Source organism: Chitinophaga sp. YR627, assembly GCF_900114995.1.
GTDB lineage: Bacteria > Bacteroidota > Bacteroidia > Chitinophagales > Chitinophagaceae > Chitinophaga.
On record NZ_FOUX01000001.1, the window covers coordinates 1772997 to 1799008 of the forward strand.

13 protein-coding genes are annotated in these 26012 nt (G+C 46.2%); 4 read left to right on the top strand and 9 right to left on the bottom strand.

Features of this window, described 5'->3' with window-relative positions; genetic code table 11:
* The first annotated feature begins 93 nt into the window (after positions 1-93).
* Positions 94-663, top strand: coding sequence for a hypothetical protein (locus tag BMZ72_RS06540; RefSeq protein WP_089806405.1), 570 nt, complete (start codon positions 94-96; stop codon positions 661-663).
* Positions 664-688: 25 nt separating this feature from the next.
* Here the strand turns inward: BMZ72_RS06540 and BMZ72_RS06545 are convergent, their stop codons facing one another.
* Positions 689-1495 carry a phosphodiester glycosidase family protein gene (locus BMZ72_RS06545; protein WP_177222695.1) on the bottom strand — a complete coding sequence of 269 codons (807 nt, stop codon included), beginning with the start codon at positions 1493-1495 and terminating at the stop codon, positions 689-691.
* A 75-nt stretch (positions 1496-1570) separates the two neighbouring features.
* Positions 1571-2119: a putative glycolipid-binding domain-containing protein gene (locus BMZ72_RS06550; protein ID WP_089806408.1), complete on the bottom strand. Its 549-nt coding sequence runs from the start codon at positions 2117-2119 to the stop codon at positions 1571-1573.
* Between the two features lie 81 nt (positions 2120-2200).
* Here BMZ72_RS06550 and BMZ72_RS06555 point away from each other — a divergent pair, with 81 nt between their 5' ends.
* Complete coding sequence (locus BMZ72_RS06555) at positions 2201-2707, top strand: hypothetical protein (protein ID WP_089806410.1); 507 nt, start codon at positions 2201-2203, stop codon at positions 2705-2707.
* A 97-nt stretch (positions 2708-2804) separates the two neighbouring features.
* On the opposite strand, the gene BMZ72_RS06560 is transcribed toward BMZ72_RS06555, so the two are convergent.
* From BMZ72_RS06560 to cysC, 3 genes are all read right to left on the bottom strand, one after another.
* Positions 2805-5171, bottom strand: coding sequence for an ABC transporter permease (locus BMZ72_RS06560; protein ID WP_089806412.1), 2367 nt, complete (start codon positions 5169-5171; stop codon positions 2805-2807).
* 84 nt (positions 5172-5255) lie between these two features.
* Positions 5256-6080 (bottom strand): sulfotransferase, encoded by an 825-nt coding sequence (locus BMZ72_RS06565; protein ID WP_089806414.1) that lies wholly within the window; start codon positions 6078-6080, stop codon positions 5256-5258.
* 12 nt (positions 6081-6092) lie between these two features.
* The gene (cysC, locus tag BMZ72_RS06570) at positions 6093-6653 is read right to left on the bottom strand and encodes an adenylyl-sulfate kinase (protein ID WP_089806416.1); all 561 of its coding nucleotides are present in this window, start codon (positions 6651-6653) and stop codon (positions 6093-6095) included.
* 450 nt (positions 6654-7103) lie between these two features.
* Here cysC and BMZ72_RS06575 point away from each other — a divergent pair, with 450 nt between their 5' ends.
* A complete protein-coding gene (locus BMZ72_RS06575) occupies positions 7104-9830 on the top strand; it encodes an exo-rhamnogalacturonan lyase family protein (RefSeq protein ID WP_089806418.1) in 2727 nt (908 codons plus the stop codon).
* 61 nt (positions 9831-9891) lie between these two features.
* On the opposite strand, the gene BMZ72_RS06580 is transcribed toward BMZ72_RS06575, so the two are convergent.
* From BMZ72_RS06580 to BMZ72_RS06595, 4 genes are all read right to left on the bottom strand, one after another.
* Positions 9892-10173 carry a hypothetical protein gene (locus BMZ72_RS06580; protein ID WP_143087625.1) on the bottom strand — a complete coding sequence of 94 codons (282 nt, stop codon included), beginning with the start codon at positions 10171-10173 and terminating at the stop codon, positions 9892-9894.
* Between the two features lie 83 nt (positions 10174-10256).
* Entirely contained in the window at positions 10257-11339 is a 1083-nt protein-coding gene (locus BMZ72_RS06585; RefSeq protein ID WP_089806422.1) for an AI-2E family transporter, read from the bottom strand.
* A gap of 182 nt (positions 11340-11521) precedes the next feature.
* Positions 11522-12703 carry a TlpA disulfide reductase family protein gene (locus BMZ72_RS06590; RefSeq protein WP_089806424.1) on the bottom strand — a complete coding sequence of 394 codons (1182 nt, stop codon included), beginning with the start codon at positions 12701-12703 and terminating at the stop codon, positions 11522-11524.
* 100 nt (positions 12704-12803) lie between these two features.
* Positions 12804-13430, bottom strand: a complete 627-nt coding sequence (locus tag BMZ72_RS06595) for a response regulator (protein ID WP_012791746.1) — start codon at positions 13428-13430, stop codon at positions 12804-12806.
* A 250-nt stretch (positions 13431-13680) separates the two neighbouring features.
* Between BMZ72_RS06595 and BMZ72_RS06600 the strand changes: the two genes are divergently transcribed.
* The gene (locus BMZ72_RS06600; RefSeq protein WP_177222696.1) at positions 13681-25992 is read left to right on the top strand and encodes an Ig-like domain-containing protein; all 12312 of its coding nucleotides are present in this window, start codon (positions 13681-13683) and stop codon (positions 25990-25992) included.
* The last annotated feature ends 20 nt before the right edge of the window (positions 25993-26012 follow it).

Here is a 26012-nt window from a genome sequence, read left to right on the forward strand (position 1 = left end):
CTACATTAATAAAATGTACTACATAGTAGCGCCGCATTATTGTGCAGCGTTATCATCAATGATTTCCGGACAAGATACAACACCTACCAACCGATGAATGACACAAACGACAAAATAATACGCCAGATATTCCTTATCTCCCTTGGATTGATTTTCATTACGCTTATACTGGTGATGATCAATCAACCTGATGAACCCGATATTGAGCCATCTGTAAAACAGGAAACAACGAATGAATTTGTAGAACGGTATATAACTGATTTTACCAGACTGGGAGCCACCTTCGATAGCTGTGGCTTTAATAAATATAATTTTAATGCTGAATACAATATAAAGTCCGATAGCTTTCGGTTTTTGTCAACTGATTCCATCTACCATGCACCGGCACTACGTGTGCTGCAAAAAATGTTATCCGCAGCAAAAAATAAATATGGTCTGGCATTCTTTGCACACCGCCGGGATGCAAATTTTTGTCGCCTGGTAATGGGAACCAGTTCCAGTTTTTCAGTACTGGTGATGTTGGGAACAGATAGTATTCCCCGCATGGAATTTATCAATGATTCCACAGCCATGGACCTCTCCCGGTCAGCTGAAGTGAGGACAGCTGCATTGAAAGAACACGGCGTCACACATGTATCTGGCAGGGTATGGGTAGATATGTAATGTGATGGGAATAGTAACAATATTGTTATCGTGCCGTCACGGCTATGATGGCGCCAAAATCTCCGTTCAGTTCATCCGGTCTGCCTTTTTTCAGATACATCTTTGAGATAGCGCCATCGAGATACAGTGCATCTTTACAGCCAAAACGCGCTTTAAAGATGGCCGCAAAATCATAAAAAGCGGTTTGCGCTTCTTTTGATATAATGAAAACGACGTTCCCATTAGGTAGTATGCCTACGCCACTCCGGAGGTTACGATTGACAGACGCTGGATTGAATTTCCCATTGATGACTCCATTGCTGATAAGCATAGGGCCTGACTGTGTTGCATGTACGATCTTGTTGTGTTTACCGGACCTTTTGAGATAATCAGCAGTAGTACTCACATGTGCGCCGGTATTATCAAGATAGAACACGCCATTGGGCTGCATATAGAAATTACCCGGCTGATCAGTGGCTGTGTCAAGCGGGCGTAGTTCCCTGCCTGACGAGATGAACAAACCTACTGGTATATTATTCTTCATAAACATCCCTCCGTTGGTGATCATCAGGATGTCTTTCTTTTTCTCCAGTAAAACATCCCGTAATACCTGGATGGATTTGTAAGGTGTCTGGTCGTTTGATAACCAATGGAGGGAGATATCGCTAACGGAAGGATTGACAACGATAGCGTCATATTGCTGACCATTATAAGTGAATGTAATTTCACCGATATGATCAACAAATGTAGTATCATGGACCAGTCTGTTGGATTCAGGGAAGGGACAATCGTGATTATCCGGGGTGAAACTGAAAGGTAGTATAAATAGCAGTATGTTAAAAAAACGAGGCATTATTATCATAAGTTTAGCAGGAGGAATATAGCAAATTTTAGAACCCGGATACAAAAAATAGCTATGATAAGGGTGCTAATAAAACCGCTCCCAGATCTCCGGATAATGCGTCACTATTCCTCCTTCATCTACCACTATTTCGGCTGTAAACCCGGAAGACAGACTCTCATATCGATACCTGTCTTCCGCCAGTCTTGTATACCGCTGCTTCGCCGGCTTTACATCCATTGCCGGCAGATCAAAATACAACACGGTTATTTCCTCAGATGCGCCCACAGGTAATTTTAATCTGTTTATCGGTAGCGTATTGGTAAACGGCGTTAAGGAAATGTCTATATCAATACAGGCATCAAATATCCCATGAATCGTTCCCTGTTTATCATGCCAGCGCCCATCCCGCCGCACAAATTGTAATTCCTTTTCTGTATGTTCTAAAACAGTAATATGCACACTACTCATTTCCCATTGTGTGTTTGCTTCGATCTTGTAGCGTACATGCAATGGTTGCTCATTCACCAGACCGGTGATATTGCCTTCAATGACATGAGCTGTATCTGACTGGATATGAAGATATTCCAGCGTCTTGTAATAAATTCCCTTCCAGAGAATGCGCCGCATATGCATAATATATCAGTTTTACTGAAGTTACGCTAAACCATAAATAATACGAAAGAGATATTTTTAAATTAGCTATTTTTGCCGCCCATGAAAAAATTAACTGTTCCTATAGCCCTGCTTGTTTGTGCATTGGCCTGTTCTGATGCAAAGCAAGTAAAAACTGTAGCAGGTAAGGGCATTACAGATACGGCAACGTATATGCGCATTGGCAATCCGGATACCGCACTTGCCATTTTTATGTTCAGAGAGTGTTATCATTACGACTATCCGCTTCAACGTGAAGAGTACATCAGATGGGAGACAGAACGCGAGAAAATACATCCGCTGATCATTTCCTTATTCGGTACGCATAAAGAATTTGAGCAACGTAACCGTCAGATCGATGCTAATCAGGTACGTTTTCTTAATGAGGCACGTAAAGAACTTGCGATGAGTGCAGACGAATTCAATACGATTAGTGATATGATGGAATTCGAATATCTCACAGGTAGAAAAGACAGCGTCCTGAAAGTATTGATGGAAGGTATGCTTGCCGATGAAAAAGTAAGCGATGATGAGAAGAGTACTTTGAAAAACACGCTTGAAAGTATGTAAAAAAGAAACGTCATGAAGTCATGCAAACAGCATACTTCATGACGTTTAGTTAAATAGTCTTATTGACTGATTTTCATTACTTATAAGAATACTGATCCTATTCCGCCTTTAACACGTTAACCGGATCTTTCCTTGCCGCATTGAATGCTTCCCATCCCACGGTCAATAGTGAAATAAGTATAACAATCATTGCAGACAACAGTAGCATCCACCACTGAATACTAATCCGATAAGCGAATCCTTCCAACCACTTATTCATAGCCATATAAGCCAGTGGCATCGCAATAAATGACCCGATAGCAACCAGTTTAATAAAATCTTTCGCTAACATAGCCACCATACTGGTAACCGAGGCGCCGAATACTTTCCTGATACTGATCTCTTTATTTCTTGCCGCTGAGATAAACAGCACCAATCCATATAATCCCAGACATCCCAGTAGTATGGCAACAAGGGTAAACACCTGAATCAGTCCCAGTAGTATATTCTCTGTCAGATAAAACCGGGCCAGCATATCATCTACAAAATACATGCTGAATACCTGATCGGGATAGTGCGTTTTCCATACCTTCTCTATTCCCGGAGTAGCATCCGCAGCGCCTATTTTTATAGCAGCAATACTGTATTCAGACGGAAGATTTAATAAGATAACCGGTCGCATGGCATGATGAAGATCCTGCGAATGGAAGTCCGCTACTACACCAACGATGCGTTTATCGCTGCCCCATATATTGATCCTTTTTCCGATGATCTCTCCCGGAGAGGAAAGTCCCAACTGCTTTACAGTCATCATTGACACCAGCGCTTCATCATTGAGTGTGTCGTTATTATGAAAGTTAGTGCCTGCAAGCAATTGCAAACCAAATAACCTGGCATAGGCTGAATCACCGATTTTCACATTGACAGCAAATCCCGCGTTATGGGTCTCATAGGTAAAGGGAACAGGATCATTGCGGAAGGAGGAGGGAATTTCGGCGGCCAGGGATACCTGTTCAACGCCGGATGTATTTTCAAGCAACTGACGTAAAGTTTCCCGTTGAGTGTTACCGGAAACGACAGGGACAGTCAGTATTGCTTCTTTATTAAAACCCAGGTTTGTCTGACGGATATACCTCACCTGTGCACTCATGACAACCACGGCAATAATAAAGAACTGCGTGATAAAGAATTGTGTAACGACCAGTACTTTTCTCAGAGAGGAACCTCTCGTCCGGATGCTGTTCACATGCCCCTGTAGTACTGCAGTGGGTGTAAAACGGCTCAGCACCAGTGCAGGATATAATCCTGAAAGGATGATAACACCAGCTATCAAAGCCAGGAACCAGCTCAGAAAACGGGGCCTGAGCAGCCATAAAACAGACATATCTGCGCGTAATACCGACAGGGCATTGTTCAACCAGGGAAGACATAATTGTACGATGATTACAGACAGTATAACGGCCGCAAATGTGACCATCGCGGTTTCTATCAGGAACTCGGTCACAAGCTGTATACGGGTGCTGCCAATCGCTTTACGGATACCCGTTTCTTTCGAACGCCTGATCGACTGCGCCGTAGCCATATTGACGAAGTTGATACAGGCAGTACATACGAGCAGTATACCGATCGCCATCAACACATAAAGTAAAGGGCGGGGCACAGTACCGCCATATTGGGTATTGTGACTCAGCTCGCTCAGTGGAAGCGCCTGAAAATGCAATAGGCGGGCCTGCTCTGCGGAAAGATATTGCTGATTGATCGTCTCAAGTGCATGCTGTAATTGTCCGATGGACTGTGCCGGCTTCAGAGTAACGAAACAGAGCGAAGGCGTATTGTTCCAGTCTGCCCTATCAATGATCTGCTGCGGCTGTGCAATGAGCTTGTAGGATACCATCATATCATATCCCAGCCTGGTATTGGAGGGAGGATCACCTATCAGTCCATTTACAGTCAGTTCGCGTTGATTATTAATGCGCAGGGTACGGCCAATTACATCCGTTGTTCCGAAGTATTTGAGGGCATACCGTTCAGATAACACAACACCATCAGCAGCATCCAGAGCCTTGTGTTGATCACCTGCTTTCCAGTCCACATCAAATACCTGGAAAAACTGGGACTCTGTAAAACAGATAGTGCGGGATTCCTCAAATTTTCGCGTGCTTCCGGGAACGGTGATAGTTTGTCCGAAAAGCGTTTCCAGGCGCACGGCAGTTTCTACAAACGTAAAATCCTCCCTCAGGAGCTTTCCTAAGGGGCGGGGAGTAGCGTCTGCATGTAAAGTGTTTTCCCGCCGGATATCCGTGACTATCCAAAAGGTCCTGTCTGCTTTGTGATGATAATGGTCAAAACTGAACAGGTAGCTGACCAGCAGGAAGATCAGGATGCCACAGGATAAGCCTATGGTCAGACCGATCACATTGATGGCAGTTGACCGCCGGCTGTTCCAGAGACGACGGAGCGAAATACGGCAATAGTTGCTCAACATAACAGGGCTCTATTTATGTGTACGTACTATTGCTATAGATGCACCGTCGTTTATTTTCCATAAACATTTCTACAGACCGGCTGTTTATATGGCCAGCGCCAGCAGGCGGTATTGGATCTCTGCCGCCTTTTGCAGGAGCGCCGGATCTTTCACATAATGGACAATATCCAGTGGATCACTGACCAGTTTCTCTTTATAGAGGGTATCAAAATCATGGTATTGCAGGTCAAAATGCCAGTTACCGGAAAGATGCTTAAATACCTCTTTATTACTGGTCTTCAGTTTCGTATGTTCTACTACCAAATAAGCCGTTGCAGGCAGTTGCTGCAGGTGTTTAAGAATCGCTTCATTATAAGTGATCCAGACGGCCAGGTGTTCATCACAATATTGCTTTAACAGCTTTTTCTTCCTGTAAGGTTTTTTGAAATACCGCCAGATCAGTTTTGTGATCAGGTCACTTTGTTCATATTTCCAGGCGTGTAATGTATATAAGCGTTGTACCAGCGAACTCACGACAGTTTTATAATCACGCAGGATTACCAGGTAACGTGCGTTAGGCAATGTCTCCCGGTAAAAGGGCAGGAATAAACAGGTCCGCGGGTCTTTCCATCCCCATTGTGCATTACCGGCGGCTTTACGATGCAGCAGCGCTTTCAGCGAGGTACGCTGCGCGGTTGTAAGCGCCTGTGGAGAAGCTGTCGCCAGTCCGTCGGAAGGCAATTCATGCTCTGTCAATACCTGCTGATGATAGTTATAAAAATCGATATCCTCATAATGACCATCATTGTTGCCGATACCAGCACCAAGGAATCTGTCGCCTACATGGAGGCCACATTTATAAAGCCATTGTGTAAGCAACGAGGTGCCCGAACGGTGCATGCCCGTTATAACCAAAACGTTATTGTCCATATGTCTGTTCTATTAAATTGAGGCCGCGTGGCTGTATTTAGTCTCCTGTTTTTTTAATGCCTGCTGAATAAGTTGAAAAAGGGTGTTTGTGCATGTCTGAATGCTATTCCTGTCTGTCCTCAGATGCAGATCAGGATTTACAGGCGCCTCAAATGGATCGTTTACGCCTGTCAGATTATTGAGTTTGTCAGGATGATTCCCAGGTAACAGTGCTCTTTTATAGAGACCTTTCGTATCTCTCGCTATTAATTCATCAAGGGTACAATCAATGTACACGGTTTTTACCTGCGCATATTTCATGGCCAGTTCACGGCGTACGGCCTCATAGGGATTGATGGCACTGATGATACAGGTAATGCCATAGCTGGATAAACGACTGGCCACAAAACCCAGCCGGCGGATATTCTCACAGCGGTCTTCTTTCGAAAAAGTAAGATCTCTGCAAAGAGATTCGCGATAAGCATCACCATCAATAATTTCGATAGGAATTCCGCATGTGGAAGCTTTCTGTTGTACGCTTCTGGCAATAGTTGTTTTTCCTGCGCCGGATAGGCCACATAGTTGTATAATCATCGCATATTGATTTACAGGTTGAACAGCTGACAGCAGTATCAGGGTAAATGGACAGATGTTATAGGCGAATGGCAGGAATATGAGTATGCTAGTGCTCTTTGCTCGTGTGCAGTTATAGGATAATGGTGGGTCACATATAGTGCTCGTATGACAGTAATGCTAATATAGTTCGTTTAGTGCCAACGGGTAACAATTTATAGATGAAATGCAAAAATCTGCCGATGTACGGCAAAATTGTTCAGCAATAAAAGCCGCTTGTCAAGACATGCTCTGATATCAATCTTATGATATATACATGGCTACTTAAATTGCAGACTTTCATTTATATGCCGGACTTTTTCTGAAAAAAATCAAATGAATATCAATTTTTGTTACTTTACTATTAACTGTCCTGACGACAGGAGAATATATAACCCTACCACTCAACTCATTTAACCCAGCCAATGCGGTATGCCGAAAAAAATAAGCTTATCAAGACGTGCATTTGTAAAAAACGCGGGATTATTAACTGCCGGATGGCCTGTTATATCGTCTTTACCTGCCTTTACAACACAACAATATATTAATAATGATACCAGCATTGCCGCATTACAGTGGTTGGGTGGTGCCGCCCCTAAAATATCAGCAGGTAGCACCTGGGGCGTACCCTGGCCAAAAGGGCTTGTAAAAAAAGAGTCAGGTTTTGTACTGTCTGACAACGGAGGAGCAAGCGTAAATATGCAGTCCTGGCCTCTGGCAACATGGCCGGATGGTTCCGTAAAATGGAGTGCTCATGCGATAGGAGCCGGCAAAGGACGCAACACGGATAAACTGACCTTGTCTTTAGCTAAAAATAGCCCCGTTAAAGGCGATCTTAAGGTTAGTGACTATCCGGATCATCTGTTGATAGATACAGGCGTAATACAGTGTGAAATCGCCAGATCCGGACCGGTTGTAGTGCGGACACTGAAGCGGAAGGCGCAACTGATATCCAGCGAAGGCAAACTGGTATTGCTGACACAGGATAAACCAGATGAAGGAAATGGGGTTTCTCCACAACAGGATGTCTTCGAAAGTAATATCACCCATGTTACCCTGGAGCAGGGAGGGCCCGTTAGGGCAGTGGTAAAGATTGAAGGAAACCATCTGAATACAAAGCAACGGGCCTGGTTGCCCTTTACGGTAAGGCTTTACTTTTATGAAGGTGCTGAATCAATCCGTATAATGCATACCATTGTATTTGATGGCGATGAGCAAACGGACTTTATCCGCGGACTGGGCATTCGTTTTGCCCTCCCTTTAAAGGCCGAAACCTACAACCGGCATATTCGCTTTACAGGTGATGAAAAAGGCGTCTTTGCAGAAGCTGTAAAAGGATTGACTGGCCTGCGCCGTGATCCTGGTGCTGCCGTAAGAAGTGCACAGATCAATGGACAGGCGGTAAGCGGTCCATTACCGCCGGCTGTGGGTGACCGCTTACAATACATTCCCGCTTTTGGCGATTATACCTTGTTTCAGCCAACCCCAGATGCATTTGATATACAAAAACGGACCAGGGAAGGATATGGCTGGATCCAATCTGCCTATGGTAAAAGATCGTCCGGAACAGCTTATCTGGGTACACCCTCCGGCGGACTCGCATTTGGTATCCGTAATTTCTGGCAAAGCCATCCTGCACAACTTGATATCCGGAATGCACATGCAGATGAAGCAACAGTTACGATGTGGTTCTGGGCGCCTAAAGCGGCTCCGATGGACCTCCGTTTCTATCATGATGGCATGGGACAGGATACCTTCGAAAAACAACGGGAAGGGCTTGAAATTACCTATGAAGATTATGAACCCGAATTTGGTACTCCCTATGGTGTTGCCCGTACTTCAGAAGCACAGATCTGGGTACTGGCAGCAACACCCACCAATGAGCAATTAAGTGAAATAGCAGCCTATATACAGGATCCGGCGGGTATTACTTTTGATATTGCTCAATGGAAAAAAGCGGGTGTATTTGGCGGCAGCTGGATCGGACAACAGACACCATCCGCAGAAAAAGAAAACATCCGCGCACAACTGGATTTCTATTTCGATTACTACCACAGACAAGTCGATGATCAGCACTGGTACGGCTTCTGGAATTATGGTGATGTGATGCATTCCTATGATACCGACAGGCATGTCTGGCGCTATGATGTGGGTGGCTTCGCATGGGATAACTCAGAATTATCGACGGACTTATGGCTTTGGTATTACTATCTCCATACCGGTCGTAAGGATGTCTTCCGCATGGCAGAAGCAATGACACGGCATACGGGAGAAGTCGATGTACATCATATCGGACGTTTTGCACCGTTGGGTTCCAGGCATAATGTGCAGCATTGGGGTTGTAGCGCCAAACAGCTGCGTATATCTACTGTCGCCAACAGAAGATTCTATTATTATCTGACCGCAGATGAAAGGATAGGTGACCTGATGCACGCAGAAATAGATGCTGCGGATACCTTGCGCACCATTGTCCCTGGTCGTAAGATCGGTCAGCAGCAAGGTGATCCCGATGGCAAATATGCGGGTGTTTCATTTGGTACCGACTGGGGTTCACTGGCCGCTGCGTGGTTAACAGAATGGGAGCGGAGTGGTAATAAAACTGCTAAAGAACGCTTGCTGAATAGTATGCAGACGATCGCTGCACAACCCAATGGATTTTTTACAGGTAGTGCAGCAATGGAACTGGCTACGGGTAAATTTCAGATAGCGCCAAAGGATCAGTTCTCCGTATCTCATCTCAGCGCCGTATTTGGCTTACCGGAGATTGCCGCAGAACTCATTGCTTTGATCGATATGCCCGCTTTTGAAAAAGCCTGGCTGCAATACTGTACATTATACAATGCAACAGAAGAAGAACAGAAAACAGCCCTCGGAAGATCATTGGGTAAACTAAACCTGAAACAGGGGCATGCACGGCTGACTGCATTCGCCGCCATCAGAAAAAACGATCCGCAGCTGGCAAAGAGAGCCTGGGAAGAATTCCTGGGAGGAGAAGCAGGTATACGTAAATTATCCAGAGAGGTACGTGCCCTGAATGGTCCCCTGGTATTGAATACGATCACAGAAGCTGATAATATTTCTACCAATGCTGTAGCACAATGGGGGTTGACAGCAATGGCCCTGCTGGATTACGTAAATGAAGCATATCCGCATACATGATCTACCTTACCTGGTCGAGACAGGAGATCAGCCAGTTTCAGATCACCTCAATACAATAAAGTTATACAGCAAATCGCTTAAAGATTGCCTTGGTAATGATCTTACAGTTTTCTGCAAGCTGGTCTAATGTGCAACTCAGCATTTCCACGTTATACGGTAGACTGTCGCGCAGTTCTACAAACTCAATACACAAACCACATTGATCCGTGACATCTGGATTTCCTTTTAACTGGCTAAAGAGTTTATCTGCCATCGTTCTGTCTCCTCCGAGGAAAAATCTGCCGAGATTTTCATGTCCGTCAGATGTCTTCAGGTGTAACAAAATGTGAAAGGTTGTTTCCATACGATATGTCATTTAGGCCATTAACGAAACTGACTATAAATTTACCAATTTCGGCCCGGACAGCTACCCATTTAGTACAACTTTTACTCTTTTTTATGATTTGATCTGACGAGGTTGCCAGGGTTATTATCACCCAGTAATTTACCCCAGGGTTTTAGTCCGTCGATATGGTCAAAAATGATCTTCAGAATAGCCACAAAAGGGATAGACAGGAACATACCGCTGACGCCCCACAATGCACCTCCCATCAGCACTACCACGATAGAGATAAGCGCATTGATCGATACTTTTGAAGCGACTACTTTTGGCACGATCAGGTGATTATCAATGAACTGTATCAGTAGATAAACACCTACTATCAGTAAAGGGGTTGTAAAGTTATCGTTCGTCACTGTGGCGATCATAACAGGCAGTGCAATTGCGATCAATCCTCCGATATAAGGGATCAGGTTCAGAATAGCGCCGATCGTGCCAAGCAGGATAGCATATTTTACACCCAAAATGAGCAATGCAACAGAATTAAGCACTGCGATGATAGCCGTTTCAATGAGCAGTCCGGCGATATAACTCTGGATCGCTCCCTTTGTTGATTGCAGTACATCCTGGACATGATCTTTATGCTCAGAACCGAAGCTTTCATATATAAAATTGACTAACTGATTCTTATATAGCAAGAGCAGAAATGTATAAACGGGTAACAGAAAAAACACGCCCAATACGCCAAAAATAGACCCCAGTGTTTGTCCAAGATATTGCTGACCATTATCGGTGAGTTTATGCAGCATATCGGTCTGTTTTTGCATGGAAATACCGAGTTTTAGTGCAACCCATTGCTGCAATTCTCCCATCAGTTCCTGCGAGCGGGTTTTCAATGTGGGGACGAGTTCTCCGAACTGACTAATCTGTGAAGACAGAAAATACAGCAGGCCAGCCAGCAGTAATGCTGCGATCAGCAAGCTGAGGGAAATTGCCCACACTTTGGGAATCCGGGCTCTCTCCAGTCTGTTACAGAGAGGATTCAGCAGAATGGCGATGAGTCCTGCGAAAGCAAAAGGTACCAGTATTTCTTTTAGCAGGAAGAGAAAATAAAAGAAGAGGTAAAGTCCGATGAGGATCAGGGGTGCTTTAATAAGGAACGGGTACTGTCTGTTAGCGTTAGCTTGCATATGATATATTTTGGATCAGCTTGTATTGATCCCTATACCTTAATCATGCCAACTTCTGCAGCAGTACCCGTTGTAAATACCTGTATGATAATAGTTATACTATAGTTACCCTCCGTTAGTGCTCCGCTCATCACGCAGGATTGAACGAAAAACGACTATGATATAAGCGACATAAGAGATATTTATAAGATTTCAGCCAGTTTGGTGTCCAGCAGTTCGTAGTTTTCACCACCGCTGCCGAATCGCGCAATGATCATCCCTTCAGGATTGATCAGGATCTGCGTTGGTACGGCGTGTACACCATACATACTGTAGATATCCCCCGGTTGTGGTTTGCCGTCTTCCTTGAACTTGTTGGCGTCCAGTCCGCGGAGGATATTCGCCCAGATACCAATACCATCTTTGTCGATCGCTTTTTTCCAGTCATCCGGTTTGCTGTCATTATCAGCAATACCAATGATGGCGAATCCCTTGTCTTTGTAGCGGGCGTAAAGCTCTTTCAGATGTACATTGTTTTTCCGGCAGGGAAGGCACCAGCTGCCCCAGAAGTCCAGCAACAGGTATTTCCCTTTGAAGTCAAGCGGTGTAACGGCCTTACCGTTAATGTCCCGCTGACTAAATAACTGTGCCTGGCTACCCGGTGCTCCATTCTGGAGTTTGTTCAGAATGTCGGATAATTCCTGTCCGTAGATGCTGGTTTGCAGGAAAGGTGCGAGCTTGCCAATGTGGGCCTTCAGATCCCCTGGTTTCATATAAGCAGCAAAGTAGCGCAATTCTGCAGCCGTTACATAAGAAGCCGGGTGGGAGCGGAAGAAATCGTAGCTGACTTCGCGTGCCCTTTCTTCAAGGGGCGCAAGACTGCCTTTGGCTACATCAGCCTTTGACTTCAATGCGGCTAGTTCCGCATCCGATTTTCTGGACTGAATGGCGCTCAGATACTGTCTGTTGGCGTCTTCCAGTGATTTGGCTAGGGGAGCGATCTCTCTTTGTACATCTGCCCTGGCGGTTAATAGCTCCAGATATTCAGTCTGGGAGCCGGAACCGGTGACGGCAGCGTCTTCGAAAGCGGGAGACTTTACATTGATCGTCATCTGACCCGGATCAAGGTAAAAATCATAGCCATCTTCGCCATCACTGCTGATGGTCGCCATCACGGGTTCACTTAGCATGCCTTTAAAGGAAAAACTGCCATTTTTAACAGCGCAGCTATCTTCCATGTAAAAGCCGTTGCCATAGCGCAGGTGAACAAATCCGCTGTTTTTTCCAGTAATTGTGCCATCTAACTGGAAAGGTCCCTTTTTCTCCTGGGCCATAGAATGCGTGGTTACAGCAATGCCTGTAACGATAACAAGTAGTCGTTTCATAGGGTCGTGGTCGGAATAATGATTAATGCGTACTTAAAAAGATTTCAGTTGTGTAATCGGGGCTGAATATAAAAACTTTTTTTAATAAAATAAAGAGGGATTATGAGTAGAGCTGTACTTTCTCTATCATTTCTATGACATTGGAGACCTGCAATTTTTCGAAGATCCTTTTCTTGTAGGTGCTGACAGTCGATATCTGTAAACTGAGTTTATCTGCTATTTCAGCCACACTGGAGCCTTTAATCAACAGCTGCATGATATTATTCTCACGGCTGGACAGGCGTTGAATAGGATTTGTCGCGCTTTTCTTATTAGTGAAGTTGTTTAATAATGTCTGTTTCAGGGTAGGACTGAGGTATTTTTCATCTCTGAGCAGCGTTTTAGCCGCATTTTTGATTTCTTCTATACCAGTTTTCTTGGACAGGAATCCATCAGCACCTGCTTCCAGGTACCTCCATCCAAAGATCTGTTCATCGTAGCTGGAGAAAATCAGTATTCTGATATCCGGATGGCGTAAACGAATCACATCCAGCATCTGGTGATTATTTCCCCCCGGCATATCGATATCCAGGATGACAAGATCAAATTTTTTAGTAGATAATATCTTCAGGGTGTCTTCAAAACTGCCCGCTTCACTGACCTGCGCGTCGTCGATTGACTTCTGCAGGATAAGCGTGGTGCCGTAACGAACTACCTCCTGATCATCTACAACAAGTATATTAGGCATAGTAAGTAATTGTGTAAAAGTACGTTACAACGCTTAAATAAACAAAGCGTGCAATGTACTGTACCAGATTTTGTAGTAAAACTACTACATATTAATACAAGTTATTCTAAATAATTAAATCAAACAAGTATATAAATTTGTAACATATGAAAACCGTCTTTTGACACCAAACTAGCATATACCTATGAGTGATCCGGGAGACCCTGGCAATGTATCCCGTTCCCTATACAACTTCACCAATTATTTTCAGATGAAATTATTTCTACGTAAATGCTTGGGCTGCATTCTTTTGTGTTGCCTCTTCAGTATTTCTTTATTTGCACAGACAGGACCTGCGGGCGTTAATAACGGCGTTGTGTTGTGGCTGGACGCAAATGATGTACTGGCAGGAGCGACTGCACCCGCTTATGGCAGTACGCTTTCTACCTGGTATGATAAATCAGGTAGCGGGCATAATGCTGTCAGCTCAGGAGCTAACCCCGTGATTTACAATAGCGGCGGCGCCAATGACCGTCCGGTTGTTCATTTTAACCGGACATCTGCCAGTGCAGGTTCGGGTATGACTGTCAATGGGATGGATATAAGAGCTGGTACGCTGGCCGATGTCACCATCTTCGCAGTATACCGGCCAGGGACGAACGATGGTAATGCCCAGGCAGTCTGGGGAGCAGATGTCGGGGCCACCCAGCAGCGCTACTTCAACAACAAAGCTGCCACCGGAACGACGGATGCAAGTTTGAATACGGGAGGGACCGCGGTCGTCATACCCGGCGGCGCAAAATCCGGAGAAACGAGACTGGTCACGGCCGTCTATAGTAAAGGAACGAGTAACGCATCTGCAGTTTACCTGAACGGTAAGCTGATTTCTGCATTTACAGACAATACGGCCAATGCCACGGGCAGGGCTGATCTGAGAATAGGTTCGGATGGAGATAATAATTATTTTAATGGTGATATCAGTGAACTGATTGTTTACAACACGAAACTGAGTGCATGTGATATAGAAAAGATCAATATTTATCTTGCCAATAAGTATACAACGGATTTTACCGATATGGCGTCTAACTACACGCTCGGTATTCCATATAATAATGATATCAATGGTGTAGGTATCCGTACCTCTGCCTGTTCAGGCACTTATAATATGAGTGCCTCTTTCAGTGGCATCCTGTCGGTGACCAATCCTTCCCAGACCAATACCAACGTGGTACTGAGCTTTGGTAATGACCGCGCAGGATACGGGCTGTCTTCTCAAACCCCGTCTTCCCACATTTCCCGTCTGCAACAGGTATGGAGAGCTGACCTGAATGGTAATATCGGTACGGTGGATGTTTGTTTTGAACTGACAGGACTGGGTATCGATGTATCCAACTCGGGCAACTTTGCCTTACTGATCGACAAAGACGGCGATTTCAGTAATGCTACTGCCATCAGCAGCGGTGTCACCATTCTGGTGAACCGTGTATGTATATCTGGTGTAAACCTGACCAAGGGCGACTACTTTACCCTGGCCACCAGAGCTTCGACCAGTGTTGCTTCAGAGATCACTTCCGCGAATGAAGGCATTCAGCAGAAATCTTTGTTTACCGCCCCTACAGTGATCGATGATCAGATCCTGGTAAAGGGTGCTTCCAACGTAACAGACGGACGTGTATATATAGATACCGGATTTGTTGCAGGAGATGTAATCTCCTGGGGAACATTACCTTCCGGTGTCACAGCTGCCTATAATGCGACAACCGGTGTCGCTACTTTTACCGGTTCTGCAACAGCTACCGCATGGCAGGCATTTTACCGCACGGTCATGTTCAGTACGACCAGCGGTAATACGGCTAACAGGACCATACGTTTTGTACTGGGTAATGTGGTAAGTTATACCGTAGGTACCAAACCACACTACTACGAGTATATTACTACCACAATGAGCTGGACAGCGGCGAAAGCAGCTGCAGAAGCCCGCACCCTTTATGGATTGCAGGGTTACCTGGCAACTATCACGGCACAGATTGAAAACGACTTTATTACCTCCAAACTATCTAGTGATGGATGGGTGGGTGGTTCCTGTGACTATCTATATGTCAATAGTGCTGTCGGCCATACGGTCTTTAATGACCAGGCATCTGCCTACGGTGCTTATTATTGGGTAACCGGACCAGAAAAAGGAACAGCTATTTCTACGGGACTGGTGAATCCTGTCGCGGTGAATGGCGCCTATATGAAATGGAACGGAGCGGAACCAAACAACTATCAAAATACGGATGAGCGTTACATGCAGCTCTATTCTACCAATCAGGGTAGATGGAATGACCTGAATAACTCAAACAACCTGGGTTATGTGGTGGAATATGGCGGATACGCTTCCGATCCTGTATTGAATATTGATTACAGCAGGGTAGTGACGAATGCGCCTCCTGCGCCCAATATCGTTTCCATTACCAATGATACGGGCCTCAGTCCAACTGATACCATTACCAATGATGCTACATTGAAGTTGAACGGTACAGGTCAGGCATCTGCGACCATTAATGTGTACAGAGCTGATCTGGGATCTACCTCATTAGGTACGACTACTGTGGCTTCTGATGGTACCTGGACATTCGATTATACGGGAACGAGTCTTACAGATGGTACATATTCCTTTACTGCGACAGCAAAAACAGGTAGTAATACCAGTGCTGCAAGTCCTGTGTTCAAAGTAACAGTGGATCTGACAGCCCCTGCTAAACCAGGAAGACCAGCACTGGGAGCAGCATCTGGCAGTGGCAGCGCAACTAATGATGTGACGCCTGATCTGACGGGTTCCGCTGAACCAGGTTCACAGATAAAGGTATTTGACGGCGCTACACAGATCGGTACTGCTACAACAAATGCTTCCGGTCAGTGGACAATGACGGCGCCCACTATGACCGAATCGCTCCATAATATCACCGTAACGGCAACAGATGTTGCTGGTAATACGAGTGTTGCGAGTGATCCTTTCCCGCTGACAGTAGATATTACGACTCCGCCGACGCCGCCTGCACCAACGTTGGTAGGAGGAATTGGTAATGTTACCAACGACAATACCCCGGACATTAAGGGTACTGCGGAGAAGAATAGCACAGTAACTATATATAGTGGTACTACTATTGTAGGAACTACCACCGCTGATAACAGCGGCAATTATACATTCACCTTCCCGACACTGACAGACGGTTCCTATACAATCCGTGTGACTGCGACTGACGCTGCTGGCAATACCAGCGCGAAAAGCGGGACCTTAGTCTTTACTGTTGATACACAGGCACCGGCAGTGCCAACACTGACCACCGCTGTTAATCCTACCAGTAATAACACGCCGACAGTTACAGGAAAAACAGATCCGAATACCAGCGTAACAATTTATAAAGATGGTACTGCAGTTACAACAGTTACTTCAAATGCTAGCGGTGACTATACTTATACTTTTAGTCCGGCGCTGGCTGACGGTACCTATGCACTGACTGCTACTGCAAAAGATGCAATAGGTAATGTGAGCAATGCAAGTACTCCACTGAACCTGATAGTAGATGCAACAGCACCTGCTGCACCAGTGATTACTACCAGCAAGCTGATTACCAATATCAATACACCGGTTATCACCGGAACTGCGGAAGCTAACAGCACAGTAACGATTTACAGAGGAGCTACAGCAGTTGGTACGGTAACTGCCACTGCCGGTGGAACCTTCACCTATACATTTGCAACACTGGCCGATGGCACATATGCCGTATCTGCTACAGCAAAAGATGCAGTTGGCAATGTGAGCCCGTCCAGTAACATATTAAATATTACAGTAGATACACAGGCGCCGCCTGCGCCGGTTGTTACTTCCAGGACAACACCTGCGAATGACAACACACCTACTGTAATCGGAACGGCTGAGGCTAACAGCATAGTGACTATCTATTCAGATGGTGCCATTGCCGGTACGACGACTGCAAATGCTTCCGGTGCATTTATGTTCACCTTTACAGGTGCACTGACTGACGGTCTGCGTGCGATTACAGCAACAGCAACCGATGCAGCAGGTAATACAGGCCCTCTAAGCGCTGCCCTGAATATCATGATTGATACACAGGCACCGGCTACACCAGCAGCACCAACCTATGCAGACGGCAGAGCAGGTGGATTGATTAATGATGCTACCCCTGATATTAAGGGGATTGCGGAACCAGGTAGTACTGTTACGATCTATGTGGATGGAGCTTCTGTAGGTACAACTACAGCTGATGGAGCAGGTAATTATACTTATACACTTCCGGTTCAGGCGGATGGTCCTCATACCGTGGCAGTTACAGCAACTGATGCAGCAGGTAATACCAGTGGCATGGGTGCTGTGATGAACTTCACTGTGGACACACAGGCGCCAGCCGCTCCAAGTATCACTACGGCGAAAAACCCAACAAATGATAACACACCGGATGTAAGCGGTACAGCAGAAGCTAATAGCACTGTGACCATCTATATTGGTGGTTCATCTGTAGGAACAACTACAGCTGATGCCAGCGGTAACTATACCTTCACCTTACCAGTACAGGTAGATGGTACATACGCGGTAACCGCTACATCAACGGATGCAGCCGGTAACACCAGCGCTCCAAGTGCAACCTTGAATCTGAAAATAGATACACAGGCACCTTCTGTACCAACCATTACTACAGCTAAGAATCCTACAAACGATAACACACCAGATGTAAGTGGTACAGCAGAAGCTAACAGCACTGTAACCATCATCGTAGATGGTTCCTCAGTAGGCACAACTACAGCTGATGCCAGCGGTAACTATACCTTCACCTTACCAGTACAGGTAGATGGTACATACGCGGTAACCGCTACATCAACAGATGCAGCAGGTAATACCAGTATCCCAAGTGCTACTCTGAACCTGAAAATAGATACACAGGCACCTTCTGTACCAACTATTACAACAGCTAAGAATCCTACAAACGATAATACGCCAGATGTAAGCGGTACAGCAGAAGCTAACAGCACTGTGACCATCTATATTGGTGGTTCCTCAGTAGGCACAACTACAGCTGACGCCAGCGGTAACTATACCTTCACCTTACCAATACAGGTAGATGGTACATACGCGGTAACCGCTACATCAAGCGATCTAGCAGGTAATACCAGTGTGCCAAGTGCTACCCTGAACCTGAAAATAGATACGCAGGCACCTTCTGTACCAACCATTACAACGGCTAAGAATCCTACAAACGATAATACGCCAGATGTAAGCGGTACAGCAGAAGCTAATAGCACTGTGACCATCATCGTAGATGGTTCCTCAGTAGGCACAACTACAGCTGATGGCAGCGGTAATTATACCTTTACATTACCGGTACAGGTAGATGGCACTCACGCGGTAACCGCTACATCAACCGATCTAGCAGGTAATACCAGTGTCCCAAGTGCTACTCTGAGCCTGAAAATAGATACACAGGCTCCGGTAGTACCAACTATTACAACAGCTAAGAATCCTACAAACGATAATACGCCAGATGTAAGCGGTACAGCAGAAGCTAACAGCACTGTGACCATCTATATTGGTGGTTCCTCAGTAGGCACAACTACAGCTGACGCCAGCGGTAACTATACCTTCACCTTACCAATACAGGTAGATGGTACATACGCGGTAACCGCTACATCAAGCGATCTAGCAGGTAATACCAGCGTACCAAGTGCTACACTGAACCTGAAAATAGATACACAGGTACCTTCTGTACCAACTATCACAACGGCTAAGAATCCTACAAACGATAATACGCCAGATGTAACGGGTACAGCAGAAGCTAACAGCACTGTAACGATTATCGTAGATGGTGCATCAGTAGGCACAACTACAGCTGATGGCAGCGGTAACTATACCTTTACCTTACCAGCACAGGTAAACGGTATATACGCGGTAACCGCTACATCAACGGATGCAGCAGGTAATACCAGTGTCCCAAGTGCTACTCTGAACCTAAAAATAGATACGCAGGCTCCTTCTGTTCCAACCATTACTACGGCTAAGAATCCTACAAACGATAATACGCCGGATGTAACTGGTACAGCAGAAGCTAATAGCACTGTGACCATCATCGTAGATGGTTCTTCAGTAGGCACAACTACGGCTGATGCAAGCGGTAATTATACATTTACATTACCGGTACAGGTAGATGGTACATACGCGGTAACCGCTACATCAACGGATGCAGCAGGTAACACCAGTGCACCAAGTGCTACCCTGAACCTGAAAATAGATACACAGTCACCGGCAGTACCGACTATCACCACGGCAAAGAATCCTACAAACGATAATACGCCGGATGTAACGGGTACAGCAGAAGCTAACAGCACCGTAACGATCATCGTAGATGGCACATCAGTAGGTACTACTACAGCTGACGCTAGCGGTAATTATACATTTACCTTACCAGTACAGGTAGATGGCACTCACGCGGTAACCGCTACATCAACTGATGCAGCAGGTAATAACAGTGCGCCAAGTGCTACCCTGAATCTGAAAATAGATACACAGGCTCCGTCTGTGCCAACTATCACTACTGCTAAGAATCCGACAAATGATAATACGCCAGATGTAAGCGGAACAGCAGAAGCTAACAGCACTGTGACCATCATCGTAGATGGTTCCTCAGTAGGCACAACTACTGCTGACGCCAGCGGCAACTATACCTTTACGCTGCCAGGACAGGTAGATGGTACATACGCGATAACTGCTACATCAACGGATGCAAGTGGTAATACCAGTGCACCAAGTGCTACCCTGAACCTGAAAATAGATACACAGGCACCAGGAGTACCAACTATTACTACGGCTAAGAATCCGACAAACGATAATACCCCGGATGTAACAGGTACAGCGGAAGCCAATAGCACTGTGACCATCATCGTAGATGGTGCATCTGTAGGCACAACTACAGCTGATGGCAGCGGTAATTATACCTTTACATTGCCAGTACAGGTAGATGGCACTCACGCGGTAACCGCTACATCAACGGATGCAGCAGGTAACACCAGTGCGCCAAGTGCTACCCTGAACCTGAAAATAGATACACAGGCTCCGACAGTACCAACCATTACTACGGCTAAGAATCCAACAAACGATAATACGCCGGATGTAAGCGGTACAGCAGAAGCCAACAGCACTGTAACCATCTATATTGGAGGTACATCTGCAGGCACTACTACAGCTGATGCAAGCGGTAACTATACCTTTACCTTACCAGCACAGGTAGACGGTATATACGCGGTAACCGCTACATCAACGGATGCAGCAGGTAATACCAGTGTCCCAAGTGCTACTCTGAACCTGAAAATAGATACGCAGGCTCCTTCTGTTCCAACCATTACTACGGCTAAGAATCCTACAAACGATAATACGCCGGATGTAACTGGTACAGCAGAAGCTAATAGCACTGTGACCATCATCGTAGATGGTGCATCAGTAGGCACAACTACGGCTGATGCAAGCGGTAATTATACATTTACCTTACCAGTACAGGTAGATGGCACTCACGCGGTAACCGCTACATCAACGGATGCAGCAGGTAACACCAGTGCACCAAGTGCTACCCTGAACCTGAAAATAGATACACAGGCACCAGGAGTACCAACTATTACTACGGCTAAGAATCCGACAAACGATAATACGCCAGATGTAACTGGTACAGCAGAAGCTAACAGCACTGTAACGATTATCGTAGATGGTGCATCAGTAGGCACAACTACGGCAGATGCAAGCGGTAGTTATACATTTACATTACCAGTACAGGTAGATGGTACTCACGCGGTAACCGCTACGTCAACGGATGCAGCAGGTAACACCAGCGCACCAAGTGCTACCCTGAACCTGAAAATAGATACACAGGCGCCTTCTGTTCCAACCATTACGACGGCTAAGAATCCTACAAACGATAATACGCCGGATGTAAGTGGTACAGCGGAAGCTAATAGTACCGTGACCATCTATATTGGAGGTACATCAGTAGGTACAACTACAGCTGATGCCAGCGGCAACTATACATTTACCTTGCCTGTACAGACAGACGGTACATACGCGGTAACCGCCACATCTACCGATGCGGCAGGTAATACCAGTGTGCCAAGTGCTACCCTGAACCTGAAAATAGATACACAGGCACCAGGAGTACCAACTATTACTACGGCTAAGAATCCGACAAACGATAACACGCCGGATGTAAGTGGTATGGCAGAAGCCAACAGCACTGTGACCATCATCGTAGATGGTTCTTCAGTAGGCACAACTACAGCTGATGGCAGCGGTAGTTATACATTTACATTACCAGTACAGGTAGATGGTACTCACGCGGTAACCGCTACGTCAACGGATGCAGCCGGTAACACCAGTGCACCAAGTGCTACCCTGAACCTGAAAATAGATACGCAGGCTCCTTCTGTACCAACCATTACTACAGCGAAGAATCCGACAAACGATAACACGCCGGATGTAAGTGGTACAGCAGAAGCTAATAGCACTGTGACCATCATCGTAGATGGTTCCTCAGTAGGCACAACTACAACTGATGGCAGCGGCAATTATACCTTTACCTTACCAGTACAGGTAGATGGCACTCACGCGGTAACCGCTACATCAACGGATGCAGCAGGTAACACCAGCGCACCAAGTGCTACTCTGAACCTAAAAATAGATACGCAGGCTCCTTCTGTTCCAACCATTACTACGGCTAAGAATCCTACAAACGATAACACACCAGATGTAAGTGGTACAGCAGAAGCTAACAGCACCGTAACCATCATCGTAGATGGTACATCAGTAGGTACTACTACAGCTGACGCTAGCGGTAATTATACCTTTACCTTACCAGTACAGGTAGATGGCACTCACGCGGTAACCGCTACATCAACGGATGCAGCAGGTAACACCAGTGCACCAAGTGCTACCCTGAACCTGAAAATAGATACACAGGCACCAGAAGTACCAACTATTACTACGGCTAAGAATCCGACAAACGATAATACGCCGGATGTAAGTGGTACAGCGGAAGCTAATAGTACCGTGACCATCTATATTGGAGGTACATCAGTAGGTACAACTACAGCTGATGCCAGCGGTAATTATACATTTACCTTACCAGTACAGGTAGATGGCACTCACGCGGTAACCGCTACATCAACTGATGCAGCAGGTAACACCAGTGCACCAAGTGCTACCCTGAACCTGAAAATAGATACACAGGCACCAGGAGTACCAACTATTACTACGGCTAAGAATCCGACAAATGATAATACGCCAGATGTAAGCGGAACAGCAGAAGCTAACAGCACTGTGACCATCTATGTTGGAGGTACTTCAGTAGGCACAACCACAGTTGACGCCAGCGGTAACTATACATTTACCTTACCAGTACAGGTAGATGGCACTCACGCGGTAACCGCTACATCAACGGATGCGGCAGGTAACACCAGTGCACCAAGTGCTACCCTGAGCCTGAAAATAGATACACAGGCTCCAGCCATACCAACAATTACTACGGCAAAGAACCCTACAAATGATAATACCCCAACTGTAAGTGGCAAAGCGGAAGCTAACAGCGCCGTAACCATCTATGTAGGTAGTATCGCTATGGGTACGACAAGTGCCGACGCAAGTGGTAACTACACTTACACCTTCAGCACAACACTCTCAGACGGAACACATGCCGTCTCTGCAACAGCAACAGATGCAAGTGGTAATACCAGTGCGAAGAGCAATGTCCTGAATCTTGTAATTGATACACAAGCACCGGCGGCTCCGGTAGTAACTGCCAGAACGACTCCAGCTAATGACAACACGCCAACCGTGATTGGTACGGCCGAAGCGAATAGCATTGTGACGATCTATGCAGATGGTACTGCTGCAGGTACAACCACAGCTGATGCCAGCGGTAAATTCACCTATACCTTCGGTACGGCACTGTCGGATGGTAACCATGCCATTACAGCTACTGCCACAGATGCAGCAGGTAATACCAGCACAATGAGCGCTCCGCTGAATATCAACATTGATACAAACGCGCCGGCGGCTCCGACCATCACTACTGCGAAGAACCCTACAAATGACAATACACCTACTGTAACCGGTAAAGCGGAAGCCAACAGCACCGTAACCATTTATGTAGGTGGTACGGCAGTAGGAACGACCAGCGCAGATGCAAGTGGTAACTATACCTATACTTTCGGTACAGCGCTTGCAGACGGTACACATGCCGTTACGGCAAGGGCGACAGACGCCAGTGGCAACACCGGTGCATCCAGCGCTACCCTGAACATGGTAATTGATACACAGGCGCCAGCTGCTCCGACCGTGAAAACCGATAAGAATCCGACGAACGACAATACCCCAGTAATTACCGGTAAAGCAGAGCCAAACAGCACAGTGACAATCTATGATGGCAATACCGTTGTAGGTACAGTACCTGCAGATGCAAATGGCGACTATACTTATACTTTCAATCCTGCATTATCTGACGGTACACATAATATTACCACGACTGCAACAGACGCAGCGGGTAATACAAGTGGAAAGAGTAATCAACTGCCAATTAACATCGACACACATGCACCAGCGACACCTCCTGCGCCGGTATTGGCTGATGGAAGAACTGGTGGCCTGATTGACGATTCCACACCAGATATCAAGGGTACTGCTGAAGCTAACAGCACCGTAACGATCTATCTGAACGGTAATGCGGTAGGCACAACAAAAGCAGATGCGGCAGGTAACTATACTTATACATTTAATCCAGCTCTGGCCGACGCCAGCTATGCTATTACCGTGACGGCAACCGACGCCGCAGGTAATACCAGTGCACAAAGCCCGGCCTTGAATATCACCATTGATGCAACTGTGCCTCCAGTGCCAGCTGCGCCTCAACTGATTGATGGCAAGAATGGCATCACCAATGATGCCACGCCATCTATCAGAGGTGATGCTGAACCTAACAGCACCGTGACGGTGTATGTTGATGGTAAGGCAGTCGGTACTACCAAAGCAGATGCTGACGGTCATTATACCTACACCATCGAACCTGCACTGGCAGACGGTAAGCACAATGTAACAGTAACAGCAACCGATGCGGTGGGTAACACCAGCGGTCAAAGTCCGGCACTGTCCTTCGTAATAGATACACAGGCGCCAGCTGCTCCAACGGTAACAACCGACAAAACGCTGACCAACGACAACACACCAACTGTAACGGGTAAAGCTGAACCAAACAGCACCGTAACAGTATATGTTGATGGCAAACCAGCTGGTACCGTTACCGCTGACAACAACGGCAACTACAGCTACACCATCACCCCTGCACTGGCAGATGGTGGTCACAGTGTAACGGCTACAGCAACTGATGCTGCAGGTAATACCAGCGTACCATCAGCTACGCTTAACATCACGGTCGATACACAGGCGCCGGCGGCTCCGACAGTCGTTCTGGCAACACCAGCTGTTCAGGGTGTGGTAAGTACTACGAGACCAACAATCACCGGTGTAGCTGAAGCAAACAGCACCGTAACGATCTATGCGGATGGTGTTGCGGTAGGCACAGCGACTGCAGATGCCAATGGTGACTACACTTACACCTTCAACCCTGGTTTATCAGAGGGTCTTCATACTATCACAGCAACCGCTACTGATGCTGCCGGTAATACAAGCTTACCAGGTGCACCACTGAAGTTTGCGATTGATGCGGTTGCACCGGAAGTACCAGCTCCACCAATCTTACCAGGTATCAATATACCAGGCCTGGTGAACACAACTGAGCCTACTATCACCGGTACAGGTGAACCTGGTACACTGATCATCATCTATACAGACGGCAAAGCGATCGGATCTGCGATGGTGAAAGCAAACGGAGAATGGTCTTATACCTATAATCCTCCGCTGAAAGAAGGCCCGCACAAAATAACTGTAACGGCTTCCGACGAACTGGGTAACGAAAGTGGTCATAGCCGTGAAGTGATCCTGACTGTCGATATTACCCGACCAGACGTTGCGATTGTTACACTGAGCGCCGAACCATTATCCGGACCTGTAACGTTCATGTTCACATTCACAGAAGATGTAATCGGCTTTGAATCCGCTGATATCAATGTAGTGGGAGGTAAGGTGACAGAATTTAAGCAACTGACGCCAGGCACCTATGCAGTGATCATCGTACCGGAAAGAGAAGGCATCATGATGGTGAACGTTCCTGCTGATGGAGCTACCGATCTCGCAGGTAATGGCAACAGGGTATCCAGCACGATCGCGCTGCGGGTGAAATTCGGAGCGGGTGTTGAAATGGTATATCCACAGCCGGCAACAGATATCGTGAATGTACGCTTCAGCGGAGTAGACGATGGCGACGCGAATGTAACCATGACAAGCATGGCAGGACAGGTGGTACTACAGCAGAATGCTGCTTTAAGAACCAACATTCTGACCCTGAATACACAGCGTGTTCCTTCCGGTACTTATGTACTGTTAATCAGACTGAAAGAAAAGACTTTCACGACTACTATTGTAATAGCAAGATAAACACACTTATAGCCCCGGTA

Coding starts and splice junctions, on each gene's coding strand:
- BMZ72_RS06540 (WP_089806405.1), top strand. CDS start 94: ATGAATGACACAAACGACAAAATAATACGCCAGATATTCCTTATCTCC.
- BMZ72_RS06545 (WP_177222695.1), bottom strand. CDS start 1,495: ATGCCTCGTTTTTTTAACATACTGCTATTTATACTACCTTTCAGTTTC.
- BMZ72_RS06550 (WP_089806408.1), bottom strand. CDS start 2,119: ATGCATATGCGGCGCATTCTCTGGAAGGGAATTTATTACAAGACGCTG.
- BMZ72_RS06555 (WP_089806410.1), top strand. CDS start 2,201: ATGAAAAAATTAACTGTTCCTATAGCCCTGCTTGTTTGTGCATTGGCC.
- BMZ72_RS06560 (WP_089806412.1), bottom strand. CDS start 5,171: ATGTTGAGCAACTATTGCCGTATTTCGCTCCGTCGTCTCTGGAACAGC.
- BMZ72_RS06565 (WP_089806414.1), bottom strand. CDS start 6,080: ATGGACAATAACGTTTTGGTTATAACGGGCATGCACCGTTCGGGCACC.
- cysC (WP_089806416.1), bottom strand. CDS start 6,653: ATGATTATACAACTATGTGGCCTATCCGGCGCAGGAAAAACAACTATT.
- BMZ72_RS06575 (WP_089806418.1), top strand. CDS start 7,104: ATGCCGAAAAAAATAAGCTTATCAAGACGTGCATTTGTAAAAAACGCG.
- BMZ72_RS06580 (WP_143087625.1), bottom strand. CDS start 10,173: ATGGAAACAACCTTTCACATTTTGTTACACCTGAAGACATCTGACGGA.
- BMZ72_RS06585 (WP_089806422.1), bottom strand. CDS start 11,339: ATGCAAGCTAACGCTAACAGACAGTACCCGTTCCTTATTAAAGCACCC.
- BMZ72_RS06590 (WP_089806424.1), bottom strand. CDS start 12,703: ATGAAACGACTACTTGTTATCGTTACAGGCATTGCTGTAACCACGCAT.
- BMZ72_RS06595 (WP_012791746.1), bottom strand. CDS start 13,430: ATGCCTAATATACTTGTTGTAGATGATCAGGAGGTAGTTCGTTACGGC.
- BMZ72_RS06600 (WP_177222696.1), top strand. CDS start 13,681: ATGAAATTATTTCTACGTAAATGCTTGGGCTGCATTCTTTTGTGTTGC.